The organism is Streptomyces sp. Ag109_O5-1 (assembly GCF_003814875.1).
GTDB classification, from domain to species: domain Bacteria; phylum Actinomycetota; class Actinomycetes; order Streptomycetales; family Streptomycetaceae; genus Streptomyces; species Streptomyces sasae.
Window position 1 is genome coordinate 6,903,378 of the sequence record NZ_RKQF01000001.1, and the last position, 23,918, is coordinate 6,927,295.

The window sequence follows — 23,918 nt, forward strand, 5'->3', positions numbered from 1 at the left end:
GGCCTGGCATCACAACGGTCAGGCAGGTGCGCTCATGTACGCCGCTGTCCGGTGCCGTCGATGTCAGTCATGGACGTCAGGGTCCGTCGGGGGGGCGAGGGGCGCGGCCGAGACCCAAGGCGGCCAAGACCGAACGGGGGTTGAGAAGATCCCGGCATGCAGTTCGACGACCCTGCCGACTTGAGTCGCGTATGCACGGAACGGCTCGGTGAGAAGGCCGGTCGGCAGTTTGCTGCCATGGGCCGCCGCGGCTTTCGGTTGGTCCGCCCAGCAGGAAGTATCCAGGCCACTGGGCGATGCCGACTTGGTGGGCCTGCCCTCCTCGAACCGGAGACCTGCTGGCCCGAACACAGCGGGGTTCCGTTGTCCCTGCATGCCGTGCTGGACACCGATGCTCTCGCTGCCTGGCTGGGCAACGAACTGCCCACACGGCCCGGCCTGCTCAACTTCTTCCACCTCGATCCGGACCTGCCGTACGAGGAGTACCGCCAGCTGCACATGTCCGAGTCCGGGGTATGCCGCGTCATTCCCGCCGACCCGGCCCGGGCAGTCGAGACGACGGCACCCGAGCCGGCGAGAAGCTACCCGGCGATGCCCGTCCATGCGGCCGAGGTGACCATGCTCCCGGACTGCTGGGACGTCGAGGACGAGGACGTGGAGTTCGACGGGGACCAGCACTGGGGAGCGACATCGCTCATTCTCGGCGAGTTGGGAGATCTCGACGGGAACACCGCCGGCAGTCACTGCGCCTTCGGTTGGCCGGACACCTCGTACACGCTCAAGGTGACGTCCCGCGACGCCGACGGCCCGGCCGTCCATCTGCTCCAGCTCGCCGAGGACACCGAACTCGGATGGGGCTGGGGGGACGCCGGAACGCTGTACTTCACGATCCCGATCAAGGCACTCGCGACCGGCGACTTCAGCCGGGCCGTGACACAGGTTCTCTGCTGCTGATCCGCACAACAGGAGGCCGCTGCCGGAGACCGCATCGTCGTCGCCGTGTTCTCTTGGAAGAAGGAGACGTCAAGGGCCCCGGACCATGATCGGTCCGGGGCACGCCATGACCAGGCGTGCGGACCGCCGGCCGGTGGCCCCGCAGTACGTGGCGAGTGAGACCCCGGCAGGCCGGGGCGTCCTTCAGCGCCCCCTGCGCCGCCGTCGCACGGTGGAGTCGGTGCCGCCGCCCAACTGGTCCGCCAGGCAGGCGAGGTAGAGCGCCATGGTGGTCCGGTGTTCGCGCAGCGGGCGGCCGGTGATCTGCTCGATCTTGTTCATCCGGTAGACGACGGTGTTGCGGTGGACGTGCAGGGCCTCGGAGGCCCTGACGAGGTTGAACCCGTTCTCGCACCAGGCGGTGATCGTGTCGCGGAGCGCCGGCCAGTCCGGCTGGGTGCGCAGGTCCGCGGTGGTGAGGTCGAGCAGCCGGTTGCGGGCGGACTGGCTCACCGTGGTCAGGAGCTGGTGGACGCGCAGATCGGTGATGTGGTGGACGGCGGAGCCGCCCGCCAGGCGGGTACCGAGGCGAAGCGCCTCGCACGCGTCCTGGTAGGAGTCGTGCAGCCCGCCGACGGAGGTGGCCGGCTCGCCGATGCCCGCGCGGGCGGCCAGGCCGTCCTGGGCGGCGATGACGTCTGTGACGCGGCGGCAGTCGGCGGCCAGGGACGTCGTGCGGCTCCCGGCCGGGATCCGGTGCAGTACGCCGATCCAGCCGGGGGCCGTGACGGCGATGATGTCCTGCGGGTCGGCGAAGACCTCGCCGACGGTGCGCAGCAGCTCGGAACGGACCAGTGCCAGGGGCGGGGCGGCGCCTTGGCGGTGGGCGGCCTGGCGGTGCGCGCCCTGGCCGTGGGCGGCCGCAGCGGGCACGGTCACCTCGAACACCACCGCGACTCGCCGCAGCCGCAGGTCGAAGCCGAGTTCGGCGGCCCGGAACACGAGGAAGTCGCCCTCGACGACCTCGGGATCGTAGGCGGCGATGTCGGCCAGCAGCTTCTCGCCCGCCCGCTCGGCCAGCAGCCGGGAGCGCAGCATCACGGACTCCCGCAGCAGGATCTCCGTCTGCCGTTTCACCAGCAGTCCGAACCGCCGGACCTGGGCCGGCGTCCCGGTGATCCCGACCGTTCCCACCGCCTGCCCGCCCGCGATCAGCGGCAGGGTCATGCCAGGGCGTACGCCACGTAGTTGCTGAGCCTGGGAGGCGTTGTGCGTGGCGGCTTCCTGGGTGCGGACGACCTGCACGGACGCCTCGTGGAAGGTGCCGACGCGGCTCCTGTCGCCGCTGCCGATGACCATGCCCTCCGCATCGGTGATCAGCACGTTGAAGCCGATGACGGCGGAGGTGTCCCCGGCGATCTCCTGCGCGAGTGACGGGCTCAGCACGGGCGTTCCTCCCGTCGCGGGCCGGGTCGGGCCTGGACGCACCGTACAGGGGAGGGAGCGATTCCAGCCACAACTGTGTACGAAGTGACCGGTGACGTACGGCGGGCGGCTCCTTAGCGTATGGCCCCAATCACCTCCCCGCCGGGGGCACAACGCGGTGAACGGCGGGTTCCCTCAGCCGGAACGGAAGGCTCATGCCGATGATCCGTGCGCGCGCCATCGCCGCATCCTTCTCCACATTCCTCCTCCTTTCCTCCGTCGCCGCCTGTGGCTCGGGCGGCGACGACGCCCCGAAGAACGTCTCCGCGAAGACCGCCGCCCTGGGCACCCTCACGCCCGGCGTCATCAAGGTCGCCGTCGAGCCGTACGCGCCGTACACCACCGTCCAGGGCGGCAAGATCGTCGGCCTGGACGGCGACATCCTCGCCTACGCGGCCAAGAAGCTCGGCCTGGAGATCAAACCGCAGGTGACGGACTTCGCCGGCATGCTCGCCGGGGTGCAGTCCCGCCGGGTGGACCTCACCGTCGGCGGGGTCGCCTGGTCCGCCGACCGGCAGAAGCAGGGCCTGTTCACCGACCCGCCCTACTACTCGCCCCCGGCGATGGCCGTCCGCGACGGCAAGACCTACAAGACGGTCGACGACCTGGAGAACCTGAACCTCGGCACCGTCGAGGGCTACGTCTGGGTCAAGTCGATCCAGGCCGTACCGGGCGCCAAACTGCACGCCTACCCCGACGCCAACGGCGTCTTCGACGACCTCGGCGCGGGCCGCGTCGACGTCGGCTTCCTCGACCCGCTGCTCATCATCGCGGCCCAGAAACAACGCCCGGACCTCAAGATCAGCACCGAGTACCTCACCCCGCCCACCGCCGCGCAGGTCAAGGCGAAGCCCGCCTACTCCTACTTCCAGCCGTACCAGACCGGCTTCTACCTCCCGAAGCAGGAGCCGAAGCTGGAGAAGGCGATCTCCGCGCAGATCGACGCCATGTACCAGAACGGCGAGCTGGCGAAGCTCATCAAGAAGTACGGCGGCGATCCCGAGCAGTTCCTCAAGCCCTCGGCCGGCATGGCCGCCGCGCGCCGGGGCGTCGACCGGCCCGCCGACTGGACCCCGCCGACCATCGGCTCCACCGGCTCCACCGGCCAGTGAGGGGATGACATGTCCGGCTTCTTCCAGGTGCCCTGGTCCGACTACCGCCCCGACCTCACCGCGGCCCTCGGCCGCACCGTGTCCTACACCGTGGTCAGCTTCGCCGGCGCGATCGTCCTCGGCCTGGCGGTGGCGCTGCTCCGGCTGAGCCGGGTGTGGCCCGCACGGACGCTGGCCGCCGTCTACACCGAGGTGTTCAAGAACGTCCCCCTCCTCGCCATCATCTTCCTCTCCTACTTCGGCCTGGCCTCGGCCGGCATCCGGCTCGACGTGTTCACCGCCGGCTGCCTGAGCCTCGTCGTCTTCTACGCCGCCTACCTCTCCGAGATCTTCCGCTCCGCGATCAGCGGGGTGCACGCCGGGCAGACGGAGGCGGGCGAGGCACTGGGCCTGGGCCGGGCCGGCATCTTCGGTCACGTCGTGCTGCCGCAGGCCGTCCGGCTGGCCCTGGCCGGCACCAACACCATGCTCGTCGACCTGCTGAAATCCACCTCGCTGCTCGTCACCATCTCCGCCGCCGAGCTGATGTCGGAGGGACGGCTCATCACCTCGGCCACCTTCCGGGCGCTGGAGGTCTACCTGGTCATCTCCGCCGTCTACTTCGTCCTGTGCTACCCCCTCTCCCAACTGCTCCTGCTGCTGGAGCGGAAGGTACGGGCCGGCGTCCCCCTGTCCCCGTGGCGACGGCGACGGCTGCGTGCCGCCCGCGCCCTGCTCGCCGCCGAACCGGCCGCCGGCCTCGGCGCGGCAACGGCAACCGACCGGAAGGAGGCGGCCGTATGACCGAGCCCGTCACCACCGCGCACACCTCCGTGGCGCCGACCCCGGCCGAGGCGGTCGTACGCATCGAAGGGCTCCGCAAGTCCTTCGACGGCCGCACGGTCCTGGACGACGTCAACCTGGAGGTCGACCGGGGCAGCATCGTCAGCGTCATCGGGCAGAGCGGCGGCGGGAAGACGACGCTGATGCGGTGCGTCAACCTGCTGGAGTCCCCGGACGCGGGCACGGTCGAAGTGGCCGGCGAGGTGGTGCACCAGGGCGGCCGGAGGATCTGCCGGGACCTGCCCCGGCTGCGCCGCACGGTCGGCATGGTCTTCCAGAGGTTCAACCTCTTCCCGCACCTCACCGCCGTGGAGAACGTCGTACTGGCCCAGCGCACGGCCGGTGTCCCCGAGCAGGAGGCGCTGGAGCGCGCCGTCACGCTGCTGCGCCGGGTCGGCGTGGCCCACCGCGCCCTCGCCCAGCCCGAGCAGCTCTCCGGCGGTGAACAGCAGCGCGTCGCCATCGCACGGGCCCTCGCCCTCAAACCCGAGGTCCTCCTCTTCGACGAGCCCACCTCCTCCCTCGACCCGGAGGCCACCCGCGAAGTGCTCAGCGTGATGCGGGAGCTGGCCGCCGACGGCATGACCATGCTGCTGGTCACCCACGAACTCCCCTTCGCCCGCGAGGTGTCCGACCACGTCGTCTTCGTCGACCGCGGCCGGATCGTGGAGGAGGGCAGGCCACAGGACGTCCTGGACAACCCCGCCCAGGCCCGGACCCGGGAGTTCCTCGCCTCGTACGGATCCGCGTCATGAACACCACGCCCGGCCTCGTGGGTGACGGTCCCGTCGTGGTGGTCGGGGGCGGTGTCGTGGGGCTCTGCACGGCCTACTACCTGGCCGAAGCCGGCGTCCCCGTGGAGGTCGTCGAGCGGCGCGGCCTGGCCTCGGGAGCCTCCCGAGGCAATGCGGGCTGGATCTGCCTGAGCCACTCCACCCCCGTCCCGGCCCCCGGCGTCGTGCGCTACGCCCTGCGCTCACTGGGCCGTCCGGACTCACCCCTGTACCTACGACCGCTGCCCGACCCGGCGTTCGTTCGGTGGCTGTGGCGGTTCTGGCGCAGCAGCACACCGGCCGCCTTCCTGCGCGGCTACGCGGCGATCGCCGAACTGAACCGCGACACCTTCGAGCTCTTCGACGGACTGCGCGCGGCCGGGGTCGACACCACCCTGACCCGCCCCGGCATGGTGCACGCCTTCCTGTCCCCGGCCGAGGCCCGCCACCACCTCGCCGTCCAGCGGGAGATGGCCGACGGCCGCTACCCGCTCCCCGACGACGTCGTCACCGGCTCCGCGGCACGCCTGCTGGACGAGGCGCTCTCGGACCGGGTGCGCGCCGCGTACCTCGTCGAGGGGGAGGGCGTCGTCGACCCGGAGGCGTTCGCCCGTGCACTCGGCGAGGCGCTCACCGCATCGGGGGTGAAGATCCACGAGAACGCGGAGGTAACCGGTTTCCGCACCTCCGGGAGCGGCAGCAGCGGGGTCACCGCGCTGCGCACCACCCAGGGCGACATCCCCTGCGCGGCCGTCGTCATCGCGGCCGGCACACGCTCCTCGGCCCTTCTCGGCCGCCTCGGCCGGCCGCTGCCCCTCCAGGCGGGCAAGGGCTACAGCTTCTCGGTCGATCTGGACCCGGCTCCCCGGCACACGCTGTACTTCGGCGAGCGCCGGGCCGTCGCCTCGCCCATCGGCACCACCACGCGCATCGGCGGCACGATGGAGCTCAGCGGCAACAACAACCGCCTCGACTGGCGCCGCATCGTCGCCGTCGCCCTCGCCAGCCGGCACTACCTGGGCCGCTGGTTCGACGACCCGGACGACCTCGTCGGCCTGATCCGCGACCCCTGGGTCGGCGGCCGGCCCTTCCTCCCCGACGGTCTCCCCGTCATCGACCGCGTCCCGGGCCACTACAACGCCTACGCCGCCACCGGCCACGGCATGCTCGGCGTCACCCTGGGCCCGGTCACCGGCCACACACTCACCCAGTACCTCCTCACCGGCCGCCGCCCCGAGGCCCTGACACCCTTCGGCTTCGACCGGCTCAGCCGGCGTCGAGCCAGGGGCAGGCAGCGCTGACCTCCTTGAGCCCGGCCGTGTCGCGGGATCGGTCGTGAGCCGGCGGGCAAACACGCCGGGCTCCGAGGCCGGTCCGCGGCTCGGGCGGCGGCGCCGACGGGTTGCCCGGTTCGGGGCCGCCTGCTCTCCGAGGCGACCCGGCAGCCGACCGGCGGCAAGGTGAACGCCCCGGAACTGGAGAACAGGGGAGCCCGCTCCCGATCCGCAACCCGGGCCCGCCGGCCCGGAGAGGCCCGAGCCGACGTCCGAACCGGCTGATGCCGATCCGCTGGACGACATCCGGCGGACAAGGCCCGGTCCGCCCACGCAATGATCTCTGACCGGCCGACGTAGCCCTACTCGTGCGACAGCGACGCTCCCCAACCTGGGCCGTTGCCGCCCGTCCGGACTCGGCTCACCCGGCAGCTCTCACGGTCGCCCCAGTAAAGGAGCCCGGCGCCGTCCGAGGCCAGTTGCTCGCCGGTGGTGATCGCCCCGGGCTCGCCCACGTTCCGGCTGCCGTTGCCGTTGCCGTTGCCGTTGCCGTTGCCGTCCGGACGGAGCGCGTGCGCATCGCCATTGCGCGGGGAGAAGTCCTGGGCCGCCTCCCCGGAGCCCTGGGAAGCAGCCGCGATGCCCGTTGTCCCTCTGGGATACGGGGGAGCGGCCTGTCGGGGCCAGGTGCAGGCTGGATGGTGGAGGTGGGTTGCCGTGGCCCAGAACGAAGCCGTCTCGCCGGGCGAGGGTGCTGCAGTACTGGAAGCTCTGTTCCAGCATTCGCCCACAGGCCTGCTGATCCTGGACACGGAGCTGCGCATCCTGCGGATCAACCTCACCAAGCCGGATCTGCACGATGCGCCCCATGAACAGCTCGTGGGTCGACACGTCACCGACGTATACGACCTCTCCGCACCCGGTGAGGTGGAGTCGATGCTGCACAGCGTGCTGGAGAACGGCGCACCCGCACGGGAGCGACTCGTGGCGTTGCGTCCGAAGGGCGCACCGGGCCCGGAGTACCTGTTCTCCGTCTCGGCATCTCGTCTGGACGACTCGCAGGGGAGGACATGGGGAGTGCTGACGGAGATGCTCGATGTCACCGAACGCGAAAAGGCGCACGCCCGCATACGTGTCCTCAGCTCCGTGCGCGAGCACGTGGGGCGGACCCTCAACGTGGTGGCCACCTGCCAGGAACTGGTGCGGGCAGTGGTGCCGGACCTCGCCGACATCGCCGTGGTGGAAGTGGTGGACGCCGTGGTGCGCGGTGAGGAACCACCCCCGAGCCCGCTGGGACCGGAGGTGCCACTGCGCCGTGCCGCCTTCGGTCACAGCGGCGGCGAGGAGCAGGCCGAGGCACATCCGGTGGGCGACGTGCGCGCTCTGCCGTTCCCCACGCCTTACGCCCAGACGCTGACCGACCTCAAACCCCGCCTCGTCGCCCTGGCACCCGACGCGCCCTGGCTGGCAGCGGACCCGCCACGCGCCGAGGCGATCCGCGTATCCGGTGCCCGCCTTCTCATCACGGCACCTTTGACGCTGCGCGGAACCGTGCTGGGACTGCTGAGCCTGTACCGCACCGACCAGGCCGACGTGTACGACGAGGGCGATGTCACCCTCGCCCTCGCAGTTGCCGCGCACACCGCGCTGTGCATCGACAACGCCCGTCGCTACACCCGCGAACACACCATCGCTCTGACGGTCCAGCGTCACCTGCTGCTGCCCCGCACCGACACGCGGACCACCGTGGAGACCGCGCATCTGCACGTGCCGTCCGAGGTCGGCGGAGGCAGTGGGTTCGGCACCTTCGCCCTGTCCGGCGCCCGCACTGCACTGGTGGTCGGCGAAGTAGCCGGTCAAGGCATCCACGCGGCCACGACCATGGGCCAGATAGGGACTGCCGCCCGCTCCCTGGCCGCTCTCGATCTGGAGCCCGACGAGCTCCTCGCCCGCCTCAACGACACCGCCATAAGCCTCGCCGAGGAACGCGCAGCTCTGCCGCCCGGCGATCCCATGCCCGTCACGGGAAGCTGCGTGTACGCGGTCCACGACCCGCTCGCCCAGACCTGCACCGTCGCCCTGGCAGGCCATCCCCCACCCGTCATCGCCCATCCCGACGGGACCACCGAAGTACCCGACCTGCCCGCCGGACCTCCTCTGGGCACCGTCGAGGGACCCCCCTTCGCCGCCACCACCCTCTCCGTCGCCGACGGCAGCGTCCTCGCCTTCTACACCGCGTCACTGCTGCGCACATCAGCGTCACCGGACACCCTCCAACGGGTGCTGGCCCACCCTGAGCGGCCACTGCAGGATCTGTGCGACGACGTGCTCTACCGGCTGCGGAACGACACCCGCCACAGCGACGTCGTCCTCCTCCTTGCCCGCACTCACCCGTTCCCCGCCGATCAGATCGCCACGTGGCATCTCGACCATCACCCCCAAGCCGTTGCATCGGCGCGCAGCCACGTCCGCCACCAGCTCATCCTTTGGGGAGCCGATGAAGAGACCGCCTGCACCGCCGAAATGATCGTCAGCGAGCTGGTCACCAATGCCGTCCGTTATGGCACCCCGCCTGTCCAGTTGCAGCTCATCAAGGACCGAACCCTGACCTGCGAGGTCCACGACAGTAATTCCCTCGCGCCACGGCTGCGCCACGCGAAGACGATCGACGAAGGCGGGCGCGGCTTGTTCATCGTCGCCCAGCTTGCACACAACTGGGGCGTCCGCTACACGCTCGACGGCAAGACCGTCTGGGCCGAGCAGGCCCTCCTGCCCGCGCCCCCAGTCCGCCCCAAGGCAGTGGCCGGTTCGTCATGACAAGCTGCTCGAGGACCCGCCGCCGTACCGTGCCAACGCGGTGCTGCGCGGCCCCCGGCACCTTCCCGTGGCGATCGAGGGCCTCACGGCCGGGGCACCAGCTGTTTCGCGTTGGCGGGGGAGTCAGGCCGGCCTGAGTTGTACGTTGTCGCGGCGCTGCGGGCTGCGAGGCCCGTAATCGATGTCCGCGCCGGTGTTGCTGCTGGTCATGACCGCGGCGGGAGCGTCGTAGGGATCCATGACCGCTTCGATGAAGATCAGCGTGTCGTTGGGCGCGCTGAGGGCCTCCGCCAGGTCCGCGGTGGTCTTGCCGACGAACGACCGCGCCGTGGTGTCCGGGCGGAGAACCCTCGGCAGATCCGCGGAGGCCCAGGTCGCGATGTCGTTGTACTGCTCGGTATTGCCGAGGTAACCGCGTTCGATGGTGTATCCGCCGTTGTTGATCAGGAAGATCACCGGTGATCAGGGAAAACGCTCCTCTGCGGTTCTCAGGTGTTCACGGTGCTTCCCGTCCCCGGACGGTTGCCTCACTCCCTGGGCGGCTTCTCGCCTGGCCACAGCCGCCAGAATGGCGCCTCGACCGGCTACGGAGTCAGTCCTGCCTTCGCACAAGCGGCCCGCAGCTGTGGTGTGCAGATCTGAGGGATGGTGTACACGCCGTCCTTGATGAGGGTCTGCTTGATGTTGGCGGTTGTCACGGCGACCGGGGTGAGGAGCACGGACGGGATGTGCCGGGTGGTGGGGCTGTCGGTCGTCGTCGTGGCGATGGTGTGCAGCTTCTCGCCGCGGCCCAGGGCGACGGCCATGGCAGCGGCTGCTTCGGCTTCCGCGCGGAAGGACTTGTACACCGTCATGGACTGCTCACCGTTGACGACGCGCTGCACCGCGTCGAGGTCGGCGTCCTGGCCGGTGACCGGTGGAAGGTGCCCGACGTGGGCGCTCTTGAGTGCGGAGATGACGCCTGCTGCCATGGCGTCGTTGGCGGCGAGGACGCCGTCGATCCGGCCCGGGCCCAGGGCCGAGATGGCGGCGGACATGTTGGCGTTCGCGTTGTTCGTGCTCCAGCCATGGGTGTCGTAGGAACGGCCGATCCTCACCTTGCCCCGCAGGACGGACAGTGCGCCCCTCTTGTACCACGCGGCGTTGGGGCTGGTCGGGTCGCCGTTCATCATGACGATGGTCCCGTCCTGGGCCGGGGCGTGCATGGCCTTGAGGAGAGCCTGGCCCTGCAGCGTTCCGACCTGTATGCCGTCGAAGCTGACGTAGCCCGAGATCGGCCCCTCGGCGAGCCTGTCGTAGGCGACGACGGGGACGCCCGCGTTGTGCGCCTCCTGGACGGTGGAGCGCATCGCCCTGTTGTCGGTGGCGCCGAGGATGAGGACCCTGGCCCCCTTGGTGATCATGGCGATCATCTGTTGCCGCTGGGCCGTCGAGTCGTCGTCGGCGTTGGCATAGGTGATGTCGCAGTGCGGGCAGAGCTGCTTCACCCGTTGCTCGATCAGCGGCTTGTCGGAGTTCTCCCAGCGTGGCACCACCCGGCTCGGCAGCAGCAGGCCGACGGTGAAGCCGTCCGTGGTAGCTGTTCCGGTCCCTGTGCAGGCGGCCGAAGGCATGGTCAGCAGGCCCGCGACGAGCGCGCCGACGGCATACCGCGTACGAGACGTTACGCATCGCCTACGATACGTCATGATCGGTCCCCGTCCTTGGCACCCGGTTCCGCGCCCACGGAAGCCGGTTCACGATGAGGTACCGCTATCTCGCTGCACACCTGCTTGCCGCCGGCCACCGGCACCGTGCCGAAGGACTCCGACATCGCCTCGACCAGGAGCAGACCCCGGCCGCCGGTCGACTCCCAGTCCACGATCACGGGCTTGGCGGGTGCCCGGGGAGAGGAGTCGCTCACGCAGACGCGCACGCGGTCCCCGCGGAGCAGCAGTTCGAGACCGACCGGGCCCTGGGTGTGCACCAGGGCGTTGGTGACGAGTTCGGACACCACCAGCAGCACCGGATCGGTGGCCTCTTCGACCTTCCAGCGGCGCAGTGTGCGTGCGGTGAAGCGGCGGGCGTGCATGACGGCGTCGGGCAGCCGCCACACCACCCAGCCCGACCGGATCGGCCGGGTCTTCATGCCGTCGTAGCGCAGCAACAACAGCGCCACGTCGTCCTCGCGACGGCCGTGGTCGCCCAGCAGGTCGTCGGCCACCCGCCCGGGATCCGACGGGTCGGCCGCGGCGAGGATGGCACGCGCGCGGCGCATGCCCTCGTCCAGGGACAGATCGGCGGCCTCGACCAGCCCGTCGGTGACCAGGGCGAGCATCATTCCGGGCTCCAGTGCCAGCGCGGTCATCGGGAAGTCCGCCTCCATGGAAATGCCCAGCGGAAGGCCGCCCTCGACGTCGACCTCCTCGGTGCTGCCGTCGGGATGGCGCAGCAGCGGTGCGACGTGCCCGGCTCGGACGAACAGGACGTCGCCCTCGTCCATGTTCAGTTCGGCGTAGCAGCAGGTGGCGAACAGATCCGTCTCCATGCCGACGAGGAGACGGTTGGCGTGCGAGACGACCACGTCGGGCGGGTGGCCCTCCACCGCGTACGCCCTGACCGCGGTACGCATCTGTCCCATGATCGTCGCGGCTGCGGCGCTGTGGCCCTGCACGTCGCCGATGACCAGCGCCACCCGGTCCTCGGAGAGGGCGATCACGTCGTACCAGTCGCCCCCCACTTGCAGTCCTCGCCGGGCGGGCAGATAGCGGGCGACGGTGATCCCGCCGGGCAGCTCGGGCAGACGGCGCGGCAGCAGGCTGCGCTGCAGCATCGTCGCGAGTTCCTGTTCGGCGTCATAGGCGTGGGCGCGGGTGAGGGCCTGGCCGGCCAGTGAGGCGGTGGCGGTCAGCAGCGAACGTTCCTCGGGGACGAACTCGTGCGGCCGGTCCCAGCCGATCAGGCACACGCCGGCGACCCGGCCCTTGGCGGGCAGCGGCAGCACGGCCAGGCCTCCGGGGCCGATGCCGTCGAGTCCCGGTTCGAAGGCGGTACCTGTCGGCCACAGGCCCATACGTCCGTCTCGCAGAGCCGTCTGCAGGGTGGGCAGGGCACTGAGGGGTGCGTCGGGCCACTCCGAGCGCCACTGGAGACGCCATGCCCGCGGCCAGGCGGCGGGCTGCGGCGGGTCGAGCAGGGTGACCTGGAGCCGTTCGTGCTGCAGCTCGGCGAGCGCCACCCGGTCGGCGCCCAGGGGTTCGCGCAGGGCGGTGACCACCACGTTGCTGACGTCGCGCACGGTGGCGGTCTCGTCGAGTGCGGCGGTGAGCCACTGGATCCGGGAGACGTCGTCGGCGCCCCGGTGCCGGACCGGGGTGGCCGTCACCACACCCAGCACCTGTTCCGGCCGGTCGTCGGCAGCCGCCGCCACGCGGCACCTCAGGCTCAGCCAGCGCATCTCACCGGTGGGGCGGCGGACGCGGAAGTCCAGTTCCCGTCGGCCGAACGTCCGGGTGGACGGCTCCAGCACCGACATCAGCGCGTGCAGGTCTTCCGGCAGTGCGTGCGCGAGCAGGGAGTCCGCCTTGCCGTCGACGTCGTCCGGCCTGATGCCGACCAGTTCGCGCAAAGTCTCGTCCATGTCGATCACGCCGGTTTCCGGCACCAGGACGAAGGAGCCGACGCGCATGCGGCGCAGTGCGGAACTCAAAGGGGCCGACGGCGGCCCTCCCACGGCCCCGGCCTCCAGCACGCCGGCGACCGCGTCGGCATAGCGCTCCAGGAAGCGCCGCTGCTCGGCTTCGAAGCCGTTCTCACCGGCGCCCACGACCACAAGGCAGCCGAGCCGTCCGCCCTCGGCGCCCAGGGGCAACGCACCGAGCGACGTCCGGGCTCGCGGCGGCGCCGGACATCCCTCGGGACAGGACGCGAGTGCCGCGGGAGTCAGCCACACGGAGTGTGAGGCGCGGAAGGCGCGGGCCGCAGGCGAGCCGCCGGACAGGGCCAGGCGCTCCGGCAGCCCGTACTCGGCAGGGGCGCATCCGGCCGTGTCCACCGACCGAAGGTCGTCAGAACCTGCGTCGGGCAGATAGAGCACTGCCGATGTCGCCCCGGCGAACGTCAGGGCGCGGACGCCCACGGGGGTCTCCGACCCCGGTGGTGCGCCGGTGTCCGCGACCCCGGCCTCGGCCGTCCCCGACTGCGGGAGTCCGGCCCCGGCACTGCCGTCGTGAGGCATGTCCGCACCTACCTCCGTCCGTGCCGGGGTGCCGACACGGCTACCGCTGGTGACTCCTCTTACCAGAATCGCATAGAGGGACGAACCGGATAAGTCGACGTCATATCGGCCACGCGGCACCGGGTTCGCAGTTCACCGTGGCCGGTGTCACACTGGCGAGGTGGTCGTTCTGCGGCTTTCGCCTGGTCCGGGCGGGTGCCGGCCGAAACCCCGCCCCGCCCCGGCGGGCCACTCTGCTGCACCGCGGTTGCAGTCGCGGCGCTCCAGGGAGGAGGGAGGTCTCGCGCATGAAAGCCTGCGTCCGGGACACCGCCCTTGCCCTGGTCGCGGCCTCGACGGCCGTGTCCCTCACCACCTGCGGATCGGGCGCCGGGACCACTTCCGCCCCAGGGAGCACACGGAAGATCAGCGTGCTGCTTCCGGACTCCACCACAGCCCGCTGGGAGACGCAGGACAGGCCCCTGCTGGAGCAGAGGATCCGGCAGCTGTGCGGCGGCTGCACGACCGAGCGCGCCAACGCCGAAGGTGACGTGGCCATCCAGCAGGAACAGATGGACTCGTCGATCGCCAACGGGGTTGATGCCATCGTGCTGACGGCGGTCGATGCCAGAGCCATGGGCGCCTGGGTCGGAAAAGCAGCTGCCGCGCACATCCCGGTCATCGCCTACGACCGCCTCGCCGAGGGCCCGATCTCGGGCTACGTCTCCTTCGACGGCCAGGAGATCGGCAGGCTCCAGGGCAGGGCGCTGCTGACGGCCATGGGCGCCAAGGCCCACGGCGGCCGGATCGTGATGATGAACGGCGACCCCGGCGACCCCAACGCGCTGTCGTTCAAGCAGGGCGCACTGTCCGAACTCCGGGGGAAGGTGACGATCGCCAAGGAGTACGACACACCCCAGTGGAGCTCGGAGGCGGCGAACCGGAACATGTCCGGAGCCGTCTCCGCCCTGGGCGCCGGCAGCATCGACGGCGTCTACGCCGCCAACGACGGCCTCGCCGCCGGCAGTATCGCCGCCCTCAAGGCCGACAAGGTCACCCCGCTGCCCCCCGTCACCGGGCAGGACGCCGAGCTCGCAGCCGTGCGGCGCATTGTCAGCGGCGATCAGTACATGACCGTCTACAAGCCGTTCGGACCCGAGGCTGCCGCAGGCGGCGCCATGGCCGTGGCCGCCGCCCGTGGTCAGCGCCTCGACGGGGTGGCCACCGGGCGGGTGAAAACCCGCAGCGGCGCGGAGGTTCCGGCCGTGCTGCTCACCCCGGTGCCCGTGGTCCTTGACACCATCAAGAACACCTTGGTGAAGGACGGCGTGTACACGCTCGAACAAATCTGCCCCCCGCCACTCGCGGGCGACTGCCACAAGGCCGGGCTGACCTGACAGGCGGGACGGCCGACCCCAGGCCCGGGAAGGAGATGATTCTCTTGCCGCCCCCCTTGCTCGCCCTGCACGGCGTGTGCAAGCGCTTCGGAGTCGTCGAGGTCCTCCGGGACATCGAGCTGGAGATCCACGCCGGCGAGGTCCTTGCCCTCCTCGGCGACAACGGAGCCGGCAAGTCCACCCTGGTCAAGGTGATCTCCGGGGTCGCTCCCGCGGACCAGGGGAGCATCGAGTGGGAGGGCCGGCCCGTGCACATTCGGCGTCCTCAGGACGCCCGGGACCTCGGCATTGCCACCGTCTACCAGGACCTGGCGCTGTGTGGAGGCCTCGACGTCGTCGGCAACCTCTTCCTCGGACGAGAGATCCGCAGGTTCGGCTTCCTCGACGAGGTGGAGATGGAGCGCCGCAGCACGCAGCTGCTGGAGCGCCTGACCCGGAGCATCCCCGATCTGCGCGGTCCCCTGGTGTCACTGTCCAGCGGTCAGCGGCAGACCGTCGCCATCGCCCGCTCGCTACTCGGCGACCCGCGCGTCCTTCTTCTGGACGAACCGACGGCGGCGCTGGGGTTCGAGCAGACCACCGAGGTCCTCGACCTCGTCGACCGTCTCCGTGACCAGGGCCTGGGGGTCCTGCTGATCAGCCACAACATGGGTGATGTGAAGGCCCTCGCGGACCGGGCCGCCGTGCTGCGGCTCGGCCGCAACAACGGCTTCTTCGACGTGAGCACCACCCCCCAGGAGCAGATCATCTCCTCCATCACGGGCGCCACGGACAACGTGCCCCGCCGGCCGGCCCACCGCGAGGCCGAGTGGTGAAAGGGATGCGTGACATGCCGGACGAGACGCGGGCCGATTCCGCGGCAGCCACCGCGAAAGCCCGTCAGCGTCGTGCCGGGCGGGCCGTCACCCGTGCCCTGGCGGGCTGGATCGCCGTCCGGCGGCGCATGCTGAGCGCCGGTGAGCTGGGCTACCTTCCCGTCACCCTTGTCCTCGTCGCGGTCTGGATCATCTTCCAGAGCCTGAACTCCAGCTTCCTCTCGCCCCGTAACCTGTCCAACCTCAGCGTGGACATCGTGGGCACGGGCCTCATCGCGGTGGGCATCGTCTTCGTGCTGCTGCTCGGTGAACTCGACCTGTCGGTCGGCTCGATCAGCGGGTTCGCCGCCGCGGTCTTCGCGGTGCTCAACGTCAACAACGGCGTGCCGGAGTGGCTCGCCCTGATCGCCGCCGTGCTGACGGGCACCGTGGCGGGAACCGTCCAGGGCTACTCCATCGCCAGGACCCGGGTGCCGGCCTTCGTGGTCACCCTCGCCGGGCTGCTGACGTGGAACGGCCTCATGCTCGTCATCCTCGGCACCAGCGGCACCGTCAACCTCGACGAGAACGGGCTCATCGCTCACCTCACCAGCTACTACTTCACCAACGCCGGCGTCGCCTACGCCGTGGCGGCACTCGCCACAGCTCTGGTCTTCCTCGCCTCCTACCTGAACAGGCGCCGCCGCATGGCCCTCGGCATGTCACACCTCCCGCTGCACACCGTCGGGGTGCGCACAGGCGTAGTGGCGGTGATCGGGTTCGGCTCCGCCTATCTGCTGAACCAGTTCCAGGGCCTGCCGCTGGCTCTGCTGATCTTCCTCGCCACGGTGGCGGGTCTCGACATCGTGCTCCGGCGCACGCACTACGGACGGCAGGTCTACGCACTGGGGAGCAGCGTCGAGGCGGCCCGTCGCGCCAGCCTCGGCGTGACCGGCGTACAGACGGCCGTGCTCGCGGTTTCCGGCACCCTGGCGGCGACCGGCGGCCTGTTCCTGGCCTCGCGCATCACATCGGTGAGTCAGAACTCCGGCTCCGGCGTCCTGCTGCTCAACGCCATCGCTGCCGCCGTCATCGGCGGTACCAGCCTGTTCGGAGGACGCGGTACGACCTGGTCCGCAGTGCTCGGCATGCTGGTCATCCAGTCGATCGCCTCGGGCATGGCCCTCACCGACACGCCCACCGCCGTCCAGCTGGTGATCACGGGTGGGGTGCTCTTCGCCGCGGTGGTCATCGACTCGCTGTCCCGGCACACGCAGCAGGCGCACGGGCGCGCCTGACGCTTCCACGGGCGGCGCAGGCGGTCCCCGCGGGGGCCTGGGCGTGGCATCGGGGTGCCGATCATGCCGGGTATATCGTAGAAAGAGACAGTTTAGTGTCGACCGGGTGGCCTGTGCCCACCGGCCGAGTGGGCCCGCCACCATCCCGTGGTCCGAGTGAGCCGGGATTTCCAGTCGGCCCTGCCGAGGGGCAGACGGCAGGCGCTTCGGGACGCACCGCGAGGAAGTACCGATGAGGCCCAGACCCGTCCTCTGCTCCATTGCTTCCGCCCTCTCCGCACTCGTGCTGCTCGGCGCCTGCAGCGGCGGCTCGGACAGCACGCCCACGTCGAGCGACGGCAAGCCGCTGGTCGGCGTCGACTACCCGCGCTCCGACACCGACTTCTGGAACGCGTACATCAAGTACACGCCTGAGTACGCCAAGCAACTCGGCCTCTCACTCAGGACGACCAACTCGCAGAACGACGTCGCGAAGCTCGCCGTCAACGGGCAGACACTCATCCTCCAGGGCGCCAAGGGCATCGCGATGGCCCCGCAGAGCACATTTGCCATTGCGTCGATCCTGGCGCAGTTGCAGGCGGCGAAGATCCCGGTCGTCACCGTCGACACCCGCCCCGACACCGGGAAGGTCTACATGGTGGTACGCGCCGACAACCGCGCCTACGGCGAGAAGGCATGCAGGTACCTGGGCACCAAGCTGGGCGGCAAGGGCAAGGTCGTGATGCTCCAGGGCGACCTCTCATCGATCAACGGCCGTGATCGCACCGAGGGGTTCAACGCATGCATGAAGGCGAACTACCCGGACATCAAGGTGTTCGCAGAGGCCACCAACTGGGACGAGGACGTCGCCGCGCAGAAGCTCCAGAACGACCTGACCGCACACCCGGACATCAAGGGCATCTACATGCAGGCCAGCTTCGCCCTTTCCGGCACGCTCCACGTGCTCAGGCAGCAAGGGCTGCTGGTCGGCCCGAGGAACCCGAAGCACGTGTTCGTCGTCTCCAACGACGGCATCCCCAGGGAGCTCAAGGACATCTCCGACGGCAACATCGACGCCACCGTGTCCCAGCCGGTCGACCTTTACGCCAAGTACGCCCTGTACTACCTGAAGGCCGCGATCGACGGGAAGACGTTCAAGCCCGGCAGGACCGACCACGAGAGCACCATCGTGCGGGTCCGCGACGGACTTCTGGAAGACCAGCTCTCCGCCCCGCTCGTCACCGCCGACGGCGGCACGTACGGCGGCGTCCCCAGCCTCAAGAGCACCGACACGTCCCTGTGGGGCAACAGTCTCGGCTGACTGAACCGCTGACTTACAAGGCAGGAGCAGTATGCGGCCGGAGCGGTCTTCCGTAGCGTGCCGTAGGGCGCCGGCTGGGCTGACTCGTGAACCGCTTGCCGACCTATGGCTCTCCCGGGGCGCGTTGCCCATGTGCGGTGTCGGCCCGGTCGTTGACGAAGATGCTCACGGATCGCGTGATCGGCAAGTGGAGGAGGGCTGTGGTGTCTGAAGGCCAGGTCATGGACGATGACCGTTGGTCCAAATGGCCGGAGCCTTGGGCAGGCACGGATTTCGACATGCGCACGGTCGTGAGCGCGATCCCGCGAGAGGTCAAGGACGGGTTCAAGTACGACGAGATCCCTTGGCAGCGGTTTCCGCATTTCTATGGCCCGGGCGAGGAGATTCCCGGACTCCTTGCGACGCTCGCAGCCGGAGACCTGGTGCCCCCGGCAGGATTCGGGCCTGCGACACCCGCTTTAGAAGTTTCTCTGGTTGGGGCCGTGGCCCGCGGAAACGCCGACTGCATGGTGCCTGGGCCGGGGAAACACCATTCCGTTCTTCTCACGTGTTCACAGGGATTCCCGGCCTCATGTGTGCTGAATCCGTTCCGGCTGGGGGCCGCCTTCGGCGAGGAATCGCCGGGACGGTGATCCGCCTGCACGGCGGATCACCCCGCGACGACGGCCAAACGGTTGCTGATCTTCTGTTGCCGTGGACCGGGCCGCCCTGGACCGTGCCATCGCCGCCCACCGCACCGACGGTAGGTAGCGCCCGGCCTTCCGTGAGCACTCTGGGCATCACGCCGGCCCGGTGGTCGAGACGCAAGACGGACCAGGAACGCGTGCTGCTCGCGGAAACGCCGGTGAGGGCCTCGGTGGGCTCGGGATCTTGTCACGGAGTTTCCGCTCGGCCAGGGGCCCGGCTGACCAGCGCGGCAGGCGGGGAACCTCACGCCGAAGGGCGCGCGGATGCGTACATGACTGAATCTGCAACTGGATCTACACAGCGAAGGCGCAACTGCGGCACAGGTGAGTTCGGTTGATGCGGAATTGTCCGGGTCGGAGCAGACGCGACAGCAGCTGCCGGTTTCAATGTGCAGCACTACATGTAGAGAGACTGCCCTCAATTCGTGTGCATGTATGCACGGATGAGTGGCCGGCCGTTTCAACTGCCCTGCCGGGAGCAACGACCGACTGGATGCCGGGCATGCTCCGTGATTTGATCCTTCGCGCCGCAGGGATCGTGCCAAGGCGCCCGGAAGGGATGGTGCGGGCTGCGGTCGCGGCCGACCTTCTGTCCCCAGCTTGGCCGCTCCCCCTTGTGGAACATCCATACGAAGGGCAGTTTCATGATGAACTCCGCTCCCCAGGTTCAGACCCTTGAAATCTCCGACGCCGAGCTCGACACCGTCTCCGGTGGCCTGAGCCCGCAGGTCGGTATCACCGCCGGCCCTACGGCGATCAGCAGCTCGGACCTCGTGGCTCAGTTCGGCGCGGTCAAGGACGAGGTCCTGGACACCGTCGGCCAGTACCACCAGGTGGGATTCACCGTCTCCTTCTGATCGCCAGATCGCGGGACTCCCTCGTCGGGTGATCGCTGATGGCCTGACCGGCAGCCTGCCGTTGATCGGTAACCCCGGCAACGAGCCCCCTACCCGTGGGTCTCCTCTGGTAGGGGGCTTGATCGTCAGGGGTTTCCACTTGGTCGTCTTTGGTCACTGTAGAGCGGCCCCGGACGGCCCAGACATCGGCCCGTCGGCCCCGACCACGACCTACGAGCTGATGGGTAATTCCCGTGCTCATCCGCGTACTTAGGCCCGTAGCTTCTTCAGGCGGCTGTGGAAAGCGGAAGGTTGCGTCCAGGGAAGTGGTGTACGGGTTCGACCTGATCCGGGGGTTTGCTCCGGCATCGGGATGGTGCCCGCATAGATGAACGGCCACCGGCTGATCTTCGAAGTGTCGAAGCCTCGAAGGAGATCAGCACGATGACCGCACCCGACAGTCTGCCCCTGCACGCCCTCGCGGAAGACAACCTCGCCGCGGCGAGTCCCGATCTGCTGCGCGCGATGGTGAAAACGTTCGCCGACGCGCTCATGTCCGCGGAGGCCGATGCCCTCTGCAACGCTGAATACAGGCAGGTCAGCGACGAGCACGTCAACCACCGCAACGGATATCGCCCGCGTGAGGCTAGGGCTCACTGCGGGCCGAGTCGACTCCAACAATCAGTTCTTCTGGAAGTGATACGCCGGTTCGGCGGCACGTCGCGCGCAGGCTTTGAGGTTGGCGCGCATCCTTATCAGGTCGATCACAGGTAGCCGTCGACCCCGGTCGACCAGTCCGGCGCCTCGGTCGAGGGCTCGCTGAGATCTGATGCTGACGCGCTTGTTGGTGTCAGCCGTTGATGTCAGATGTCGTCCATGCTCACTGGGCCTACGACGCATTTCCCGCTCTCGTCCACTACGTAGATGACGTCACGGGTCCCCACTGCGCCCTCCGCCTTATCAGGCTCGGGGTCGATGAATGGGCAGACCGACTCCACGCCGCGGACGACGACCTTGTACGTCGTAGGCCAGGCGCGTCCCTCGGTCCACCCAAAGACGGAACCGCCGCCCTCGCCGGGCTTTCGGTCAGGTTCCCCTTCGACCACAAGGCCGAGCTTTCCGCACTGCGGACAACCGAACACGTGGGCATCCCAGGCCGATTCGTTGACCACTCGCACCGGCAGTCCTTCATCGTCGGAACTGCCGCACCCCGTAACGGAGACGGCAACGATGCCTAGCGCGGCGACCAGCAGCGAAATACGCGGCCGCTTCATGCTCCGGCAGGACGCAGTGCTGGGCCTGCCTGGTCTCGAAGGTTGCATGCCCGGACTCTCTTGTGATCACGATTCGGGCTGAATCATCGCAGGTAACAGCAGGGATGGACAACGGTCCAAGACCGACGTGAACCCTCTCGATGCGAACTATGAGCACGGCGGTTACCGCAGTCATTCGGCCTGGTCATGGAGGCGCTAGCGGTCATGGGCGGCCCCCAGCGGTCGGCACGGTTGCCGTACTGCGCTGCTGTACAGCACTCGGCAAAGTGGACTCAGGAGCCGAAGAAGTGTGGGCCGGGTTCGTGGACTGCGGACTTGTTGTGACCTGCGCCTTGACTGTCGACGGTTGTCAGCGTTGGCCGTCGCTGTGCGGCCTCGGACGGCCCAACACCGCGTGGCGGCTTCGGCGGCCTTCCTCTTCAGAAGCTGGCGGGGCCGTTCGGGATCGGCGGCTGCCCCGGCGCTCCGTTTCCGTGGTGGCGACTGGCTACGGCTGCGGCGAGCGCCAGAAGCGCCTCCACCTGAGCCATCTGCAAGCGGTAGTCCGCCTGGAGCGTTCCTCCTGTGACAGCTCTGAGCGGCGCCAAGAGGTCGATGGCAGCTTGCTCGTGTTCTTCATAGCTGGCCATGTATGCCTCCGAAGCCAAGGTGGGCAGCGCGGCACGCTACCACGCGGTCGGCGGAGTCTTAATGACCGAGTCAACCCGTCGGTGTGCTGGTTCCTTCTTCCCATCCCCACTCGTGGCGGCAGTCGGCGCAGGTGAGGTAGGTGGGCACCGACTCTGAAGCGCTGTGTGCAATGCGGAAGAGTTCGTCCTCGTCTGTGGTGGCGGGGACGAACACGGTCAGGACGCGGTCTGTTGCTGCCCCGCAGCGAGGGCACGGGGTGGGCGGATAGGGGCGTGGACGCATGGATCACCTGCTCGGTCTGCTGATCGCACAAGGTAGTCAACTCTGGTGCGCGATGAAGGTGATCGGGAGGGCCGTGGGCTTGGTGCCCGGTTCAGGCCGCTGTGGTTGTCTCGGTCCGTGCTGGTGGGCTCGTGGCGAAGGGGCGGTTGTCGCGGAGCAGGGCCCAGAGCACGTCGACGTGGCGGCGGGCGAGGGCAATGACGGCGGGGATGTGTTTGTGACCCTGGGCTCGTTTCTTCAGGTAGTAGGTGCGGTTGGGGCCGTCGCGGATGATGCTGGTCTGCGCGGAGAGGTAGAACACTCGGCGCAGGCGGCGGCTGTAGCGCTGGGGCCCGCGGAGGTTGCCGGTGCGGCGTCCGGAGTCTTTGGCGACGGGGACCAGGCCGGCTGCGGAGGCGAGGTGACCGGCGTCGGGGTAGGCGGCCAGGTCACCCGCGGCGACGAGGAACTCGGCGCCGAGGATGGGGCCGATCCCCGGCATCGACTCGATGACAGCGGCCTGCGGGTGGGTGTGGAAGGCGTCGCTGATCTGCCGGTCGAGTTGCTTGAGCCGTTCGTCCAGGGCCAGCACTTGCGCGGCGAGGGCTGCGGTGATGCCCGCGGCCGTGTCCTGGCCGGGCAGTTGGATGTGCTGGGCGTGCGCGGCGGTGAGGGCGGTGGCGGCGACCGTTTCGGGGTGACGCACGCCTCGTGCGGTGAGCCAGCGGCTTAGGCGGGCGTGGCCGCAGCGGCGCAGGGCGGCCGGGGTCTGGTAGCCGGTGAGCAGGACCAGGGCGCCTTTGTGGTCGGCGTAGCCGCTTCCAGGGCGGGGCTGATGCCGGTGAGCACGTCGTGGAGGCGGTTGAGCAGACGGACCCGGTCGGCGATCAAGTCGGAGCGGTGGGTCGTGAGCAGAGCCAGGTCAGCTGCCAGGTTCGTGGGCGCCTCAACGGGGACGAAGTCCCGCCGCAGACGGGCTGTCTCGGCGATGACGTAGGCGTCGCGGGCACGCATTCGACGCCGGCACGGACGTGCTGCGCGTTGCTGGCCCCGGGCGCGGCATGGTCGTTCACGGCAGTGGCGTCTACCAGCTGCTCATGGAGTTCGTCCGCACAGACCGCTTCATCCCCGCCACCAGCGAAGCACTCGAACTGCCCCACCCGCCGCAACATACGCTGCATACCTACAGCAACGAAAAGGCAGCCTGGAGCTGAGGCATTAGTCCACGCACCGCACGCCGCCTTCCGGTTGGCGCGGTCCGGCGCAGGTCAGACGCCCAACTCGCTTTAGCCCTGGCTATTCAGCGGAATTGGTTCATCTGACGGTCCGGCCTCGCGCGCCGGTACCGAGCGGGTGTTGTCCGGCATCGGCCTGCGCGCCGCGGACGGCGGTGGAGGGGTTTGTGGCGCGCGAGGCTGCCTATGAGGCCCGAAGCGCGGCGGGTGCTTCGTGCACACGCAGTACGGACCCGAGGCACGGGACGCCGGGCGGGTGGCGCAGGGTGATCGAAGCGGTGAGCGCCGCTTTCGCCAGCGGATTCTCCAGATGCGCGAGCCAGGCGCTTCCGCCCCGCTCAGCATCGCCCGGAGAGCAGTTCACCGGGGCTGGCAATTCCCCCCCAGATAAAGATGAAGCTACAAAAAGCAACCATGAAGTAATCGACGAAGGGTTACTACTCGTTACTCATCGTGCCGTTCCCATCGGGTTCCCATCTAGGACAAAAGCACCCCTCTGTGATCCTCGCCGACGGGTGCTATGTCCAATTATCTAGCATTTTGTTGTGCCCCCGGCAGGATTTGAACCTGCGACACCCGCTTTAGGAGTTCTACCAGCTGAACGGGCCGCCTGGGTGCCAAGCCCGTGGCAGGGCATGGCGAGTGTTCTGGGAGGTGCTCAGGACCGGGTCAGTGTGCTGACGTTGCCGTCAGAAACTGCCGTCGCTCTTCATCTCGTCGGTGGCTGCGTTGACTTGCTCGGTGGATTCGACCTCCGCGCCGAGGTGGTCGAGGCGGGTTTCCTGCCCGGGTTCGG

General features: G+C 69.2%; 19 protein-coding genes, 1 tRNA gene and 1 pseudogene. 13 read left to right on the forward strand and 8 right to left on the reverse strand.

Translation table 11 applies throughout. The features are described 5' to 3' along the window. Nucleotides 1-237: 237 nt before the first annotated feature. Complete coding sequence (locus tag EDD90_RS31335; RefSeq protein ID WP_260328769.1) at nucleotides 238-954, forward strand: YwqG family protein; 717 nt, start codon at nucleotides 238-240, stop codon at nucleotides 952-954. A 183-nt stretch (nucleotides 955-1,137) separates the two neighbouring features. Here the strand turns inward: EDD90_RS31335 and EDD90_RS31340 are convergent, their stop codons facing one another. Continuing rightward, entirely contained in the window at nucleotides 1,138-2,379 is a 1,242-nt protein-coding gene (locus EDD90_RS31340; RefSeq protein ID WP_123976267.1) for a sugar diacid recognition domain-containing protein, read from the reverse strand. 194 nt (nucleotides 2,380-2,573) lie between these two features. Between EDD90_RS31340 and EDD90_RS31345 the strand changes: the two genes are divergently transcribed. The 5 genes from EDD90_RS31345 (at nucleotide 2,574) to EDD90_RS31365 (ending at nucleotide 9,216) form a co-directional block, all read left to right on the forward strand. Further along, nucleotides 2,574-3,530: an ABC transporter substrate-binding protein gene (locus EDD90_RS31345; protein ID WP_260328212.1), complete on the forward strand. Its 957-nt coding sequence runs from the start codon at nucleotides 2,574-2,576 to the stop codon at nucleotides 3,528-3,530. 9 nt (nucleotides 3,531-3,539) lie between these two features. Continuing rightward, a complete protein-coding gene (locus EDD90_RS31350; RefSeq protein ID WP_123976268.1) occupies nucleotides 3,540-4,313 on the forward strand; it encodes an amino acid ABC transporter permease in 774 nt (257 codons plus the stop codon). After that, on the forward strand, nucleotides 4,310-5,107 hold the full coding sequence (locus tag EDD90_RS31355; RefSeq protein WP_123976269.1) for an amino acid ABC transporter ATP-binding protein: 798 nt from the start codon (nucleotides 4,310-4,312) through the stop codon (nucleotides 5,105-5,107). The genes EDD90_RS31350 and EDD90_RS31355 overlap by 4 nt, the downstream gene beginning before the upstream one ends. Next, a complete protein-coding gene (locus EDD90_RS31360) occupies nucleotides 5,104-6,426 on the forward strand; it encodes an FAD-binding oxidoreductase (RefSeq protein WP_221305138.1) in 1,323 nt (440 codons plus the stop codon). The genes EDD90_RS31355 and EDD90_RS31360 overlap by 4 nt, the downstream gene beginning before the upstream one ends. A gap of 690 nt (nucleotides 6,427-7,116) precedes the next feature. Beyond that, nucleotides 7,117-9,216: a SpoIIE family protein phosphatase gene (locus EDD90_RS31365; RefSeq protein ID WP_260328213.1), complete on the forward strand. Its 2,100-nt coding sequence runs from the start codon at nucleotides 7,117-7,119 to the stop codon at nucleotides 9,214-9,216. A 123-nt stretch (nucleotides 9,217-9,339) separates the two neighbouring features. Here the strand turns inward: EDD90_RS31365 and EDD90_RS31375 are convergent, their stop codons facing one another. From EDD90_RS31375 to EDD90_RS31385, 3 genes are all read right to left on the reverse strand, one after another. Further along, on the reverse strand, nucleotides 9,340-9,672 hold the full coding sequence (locus tag EDD90_RS31375) for a hypothetical protein (protein ID WP_123976272.1): 333 nt from the start codon (nucleotides 9,670-9,672) through the stop codon (nucleotides 9,340-9,342). A gap of 128 nt (nucleotides 9,673-9,800) precedes the next feature. Then, nucleotides 9,801-10,829: a sugar ABC transporter substrate-binding protein gene (locus EDD90_RS31380; RefSeq protein ID WP_260328215.1), complete on the reverse strand. Its 1,029-nt coding sequence runs from the start codon at nucleotides 10,827-10,829 to the stop codon at nucleotides 9,801-9,803. 71 nt (nucleotides 10,830-10,900) lie between these two features. Then, on the reverse strand, nucleotides 10,901-13,432 hold the full coding sequence (locus EDD90_RS31385) for a SpoIIE family protein phosphatase (protein ID WP_123976274.1): 2,532 nt from the start codon (nucleotides 13,430-13,432) through the stop codon (nucleotides 10,901-10,903). Between the two features lie 287 nt (nucleotides 13,433-13,719). Between EDD90_RS31385 and EDD90_RS31390 the strand changes: the two genes are divergently transcribed. From EDD90_RS31390 to EDD90_RS57715, 7 genes are all read left to right on the forward strand, one after another. Continuing rightward, nucleotides 13,720-14,808 carry a substrate-binding domain-containing protein gene (locus EDD90_RS31390; protein ID WP_123976275.1) on the forward strand — a complete coding sequence of 363 codons (1,089 nt, stop codon included), beginning with the start codon at nucleotides 13,720-13,722 and terminating at the stop codon, nucleotides 14,806-14,808. Between the two features lie 35 nt (nucleotides 14,809-14,843). After that, nucleotides 14,844-15,623: an ATP-binding cassette domain-containing protein gene (locus EDD90_RS31395; RefSeq protein ID WP_123976276.1), complete on the forward strand. Its 780-nt coding sequence runs from the start codon at nucleotides 14,844-14,846 to the stop codon at nucleotides 15,621-15,623. A gap of 14 nt (nucleotides 15,624-15,637) precedes the next feature. Beyond that, on the forward strand, nucleotides 15,638-16,900 hold the full coding sequence (locus EDD90_RS31400) for a sugar ABC transporter permease (RefSeq protein ID WP_398926050.1): 1,263 nt from the start codon (nucleotides 15,638-15,640) through the stop codon (nucleotides 16,898-16,900). 232 nt (nucleotides 16,901-17,132) lie between these two features. Further along, nucleotides 17,133-18,200: a sugar ABC transporter substrate-binding protein gene (locus EDD90_RS31405; RefSeq protein WP_123976278.1), complete on the forward strand. Its 1,068-nt coding sequence runs from the start codon at nucleotides 17,133-17,135 to the stop codon at nucleotides 18,198-18,200. A gap of 203 nt (nucleotides 18,201-18,403) precedes the next feature. Then, nucleotides 18,404-18,832: a hypothetical protein gene (locus tag EDD90_RS57710; protein WP_260328216.1), complete on the forward strand. Its 429-nt coding sequence runs from the start codon at nucleotides 18,404-18,406 to the stop codon at nucleotides 18,830-18,832. Nucleotides 18,833-19,533: 701 nt separating this feature from the next. Next, nucleotides 19,534-19,743, forward strand: coding sequence for a hypothetical protein (locus EDD90_RS31415; RefSeq protein ID WP_123981869.1), 210 nt, complete (start codon nucleotides 19,534-19,536; stop codon nucleotides 19,741-19,743). A 423-nt stretch (nucleotides 19,744-20,166) separates the two neighbouring features. Beyond that, nucleotides 20,167-20,496, forward strand: coding sequence for a transposase (locus tag EDD90_RS57715; protein ID WP_260328217.1), 330 nt, complete (start codon nucleotides 20,167-20,169; stop codon nucleotides 20,494-20,496). A gap of 89 nt (nucleotides 20,497-20,585) precedes the next feature. Here the strand turns inward: EDD90_RS57715 and EDD90_RS31425 are convergent, their stop codons facing one another. The 4 genes and pseudogenes from EDD90_RS31425 to EDD90_RS31440 all read right to left on the reverse strand — a co-directional run bounded on the left by EDD90_RS31425 (nucleotide 20,586) and on the right by EDD90_RS31440 (nucleotide 23,729). Then, entirely contained in the window at nucleotides 20,586-20,996 is a 411-nt protein-coding gene (locus EDD90_RS31425; protein ID WP_123976279.1) for a hypothetical protein, read from the reverse strand. 419 nt (nucleotides 20,997-21,415) lie between these two features. After that, the gene (locus EDD90_RS31430; protein WP_123976280.1) at nucleotides 21,416-21,625 is read right to left on the reverse strand and encodes a hypothetical protein; all 210 of its coding nucleotides are present in this window, start codon (nucleotides 21,623-21,625) and stop codon (nucleotides 21,416-21,418) included. 374 nt (nucleotides 21,626-21,999) lie between these two features. Beyond that, nucleotides 22,000-22,952, reverse strand: a pseudogene (locus EDD90_RS31435) (IS110 family transposase); the annotation flags it as partial. Between the two features lie 716 nt (nucleotides 22,953-23,668). Continuing rightward, nucleotides 23,669-23,729 (reverse strand) — tRNA-OTHER (locus EDD90_RS31440). Nucleotides 23,730-23,918 lie beyond the last annotated feature (189 nt).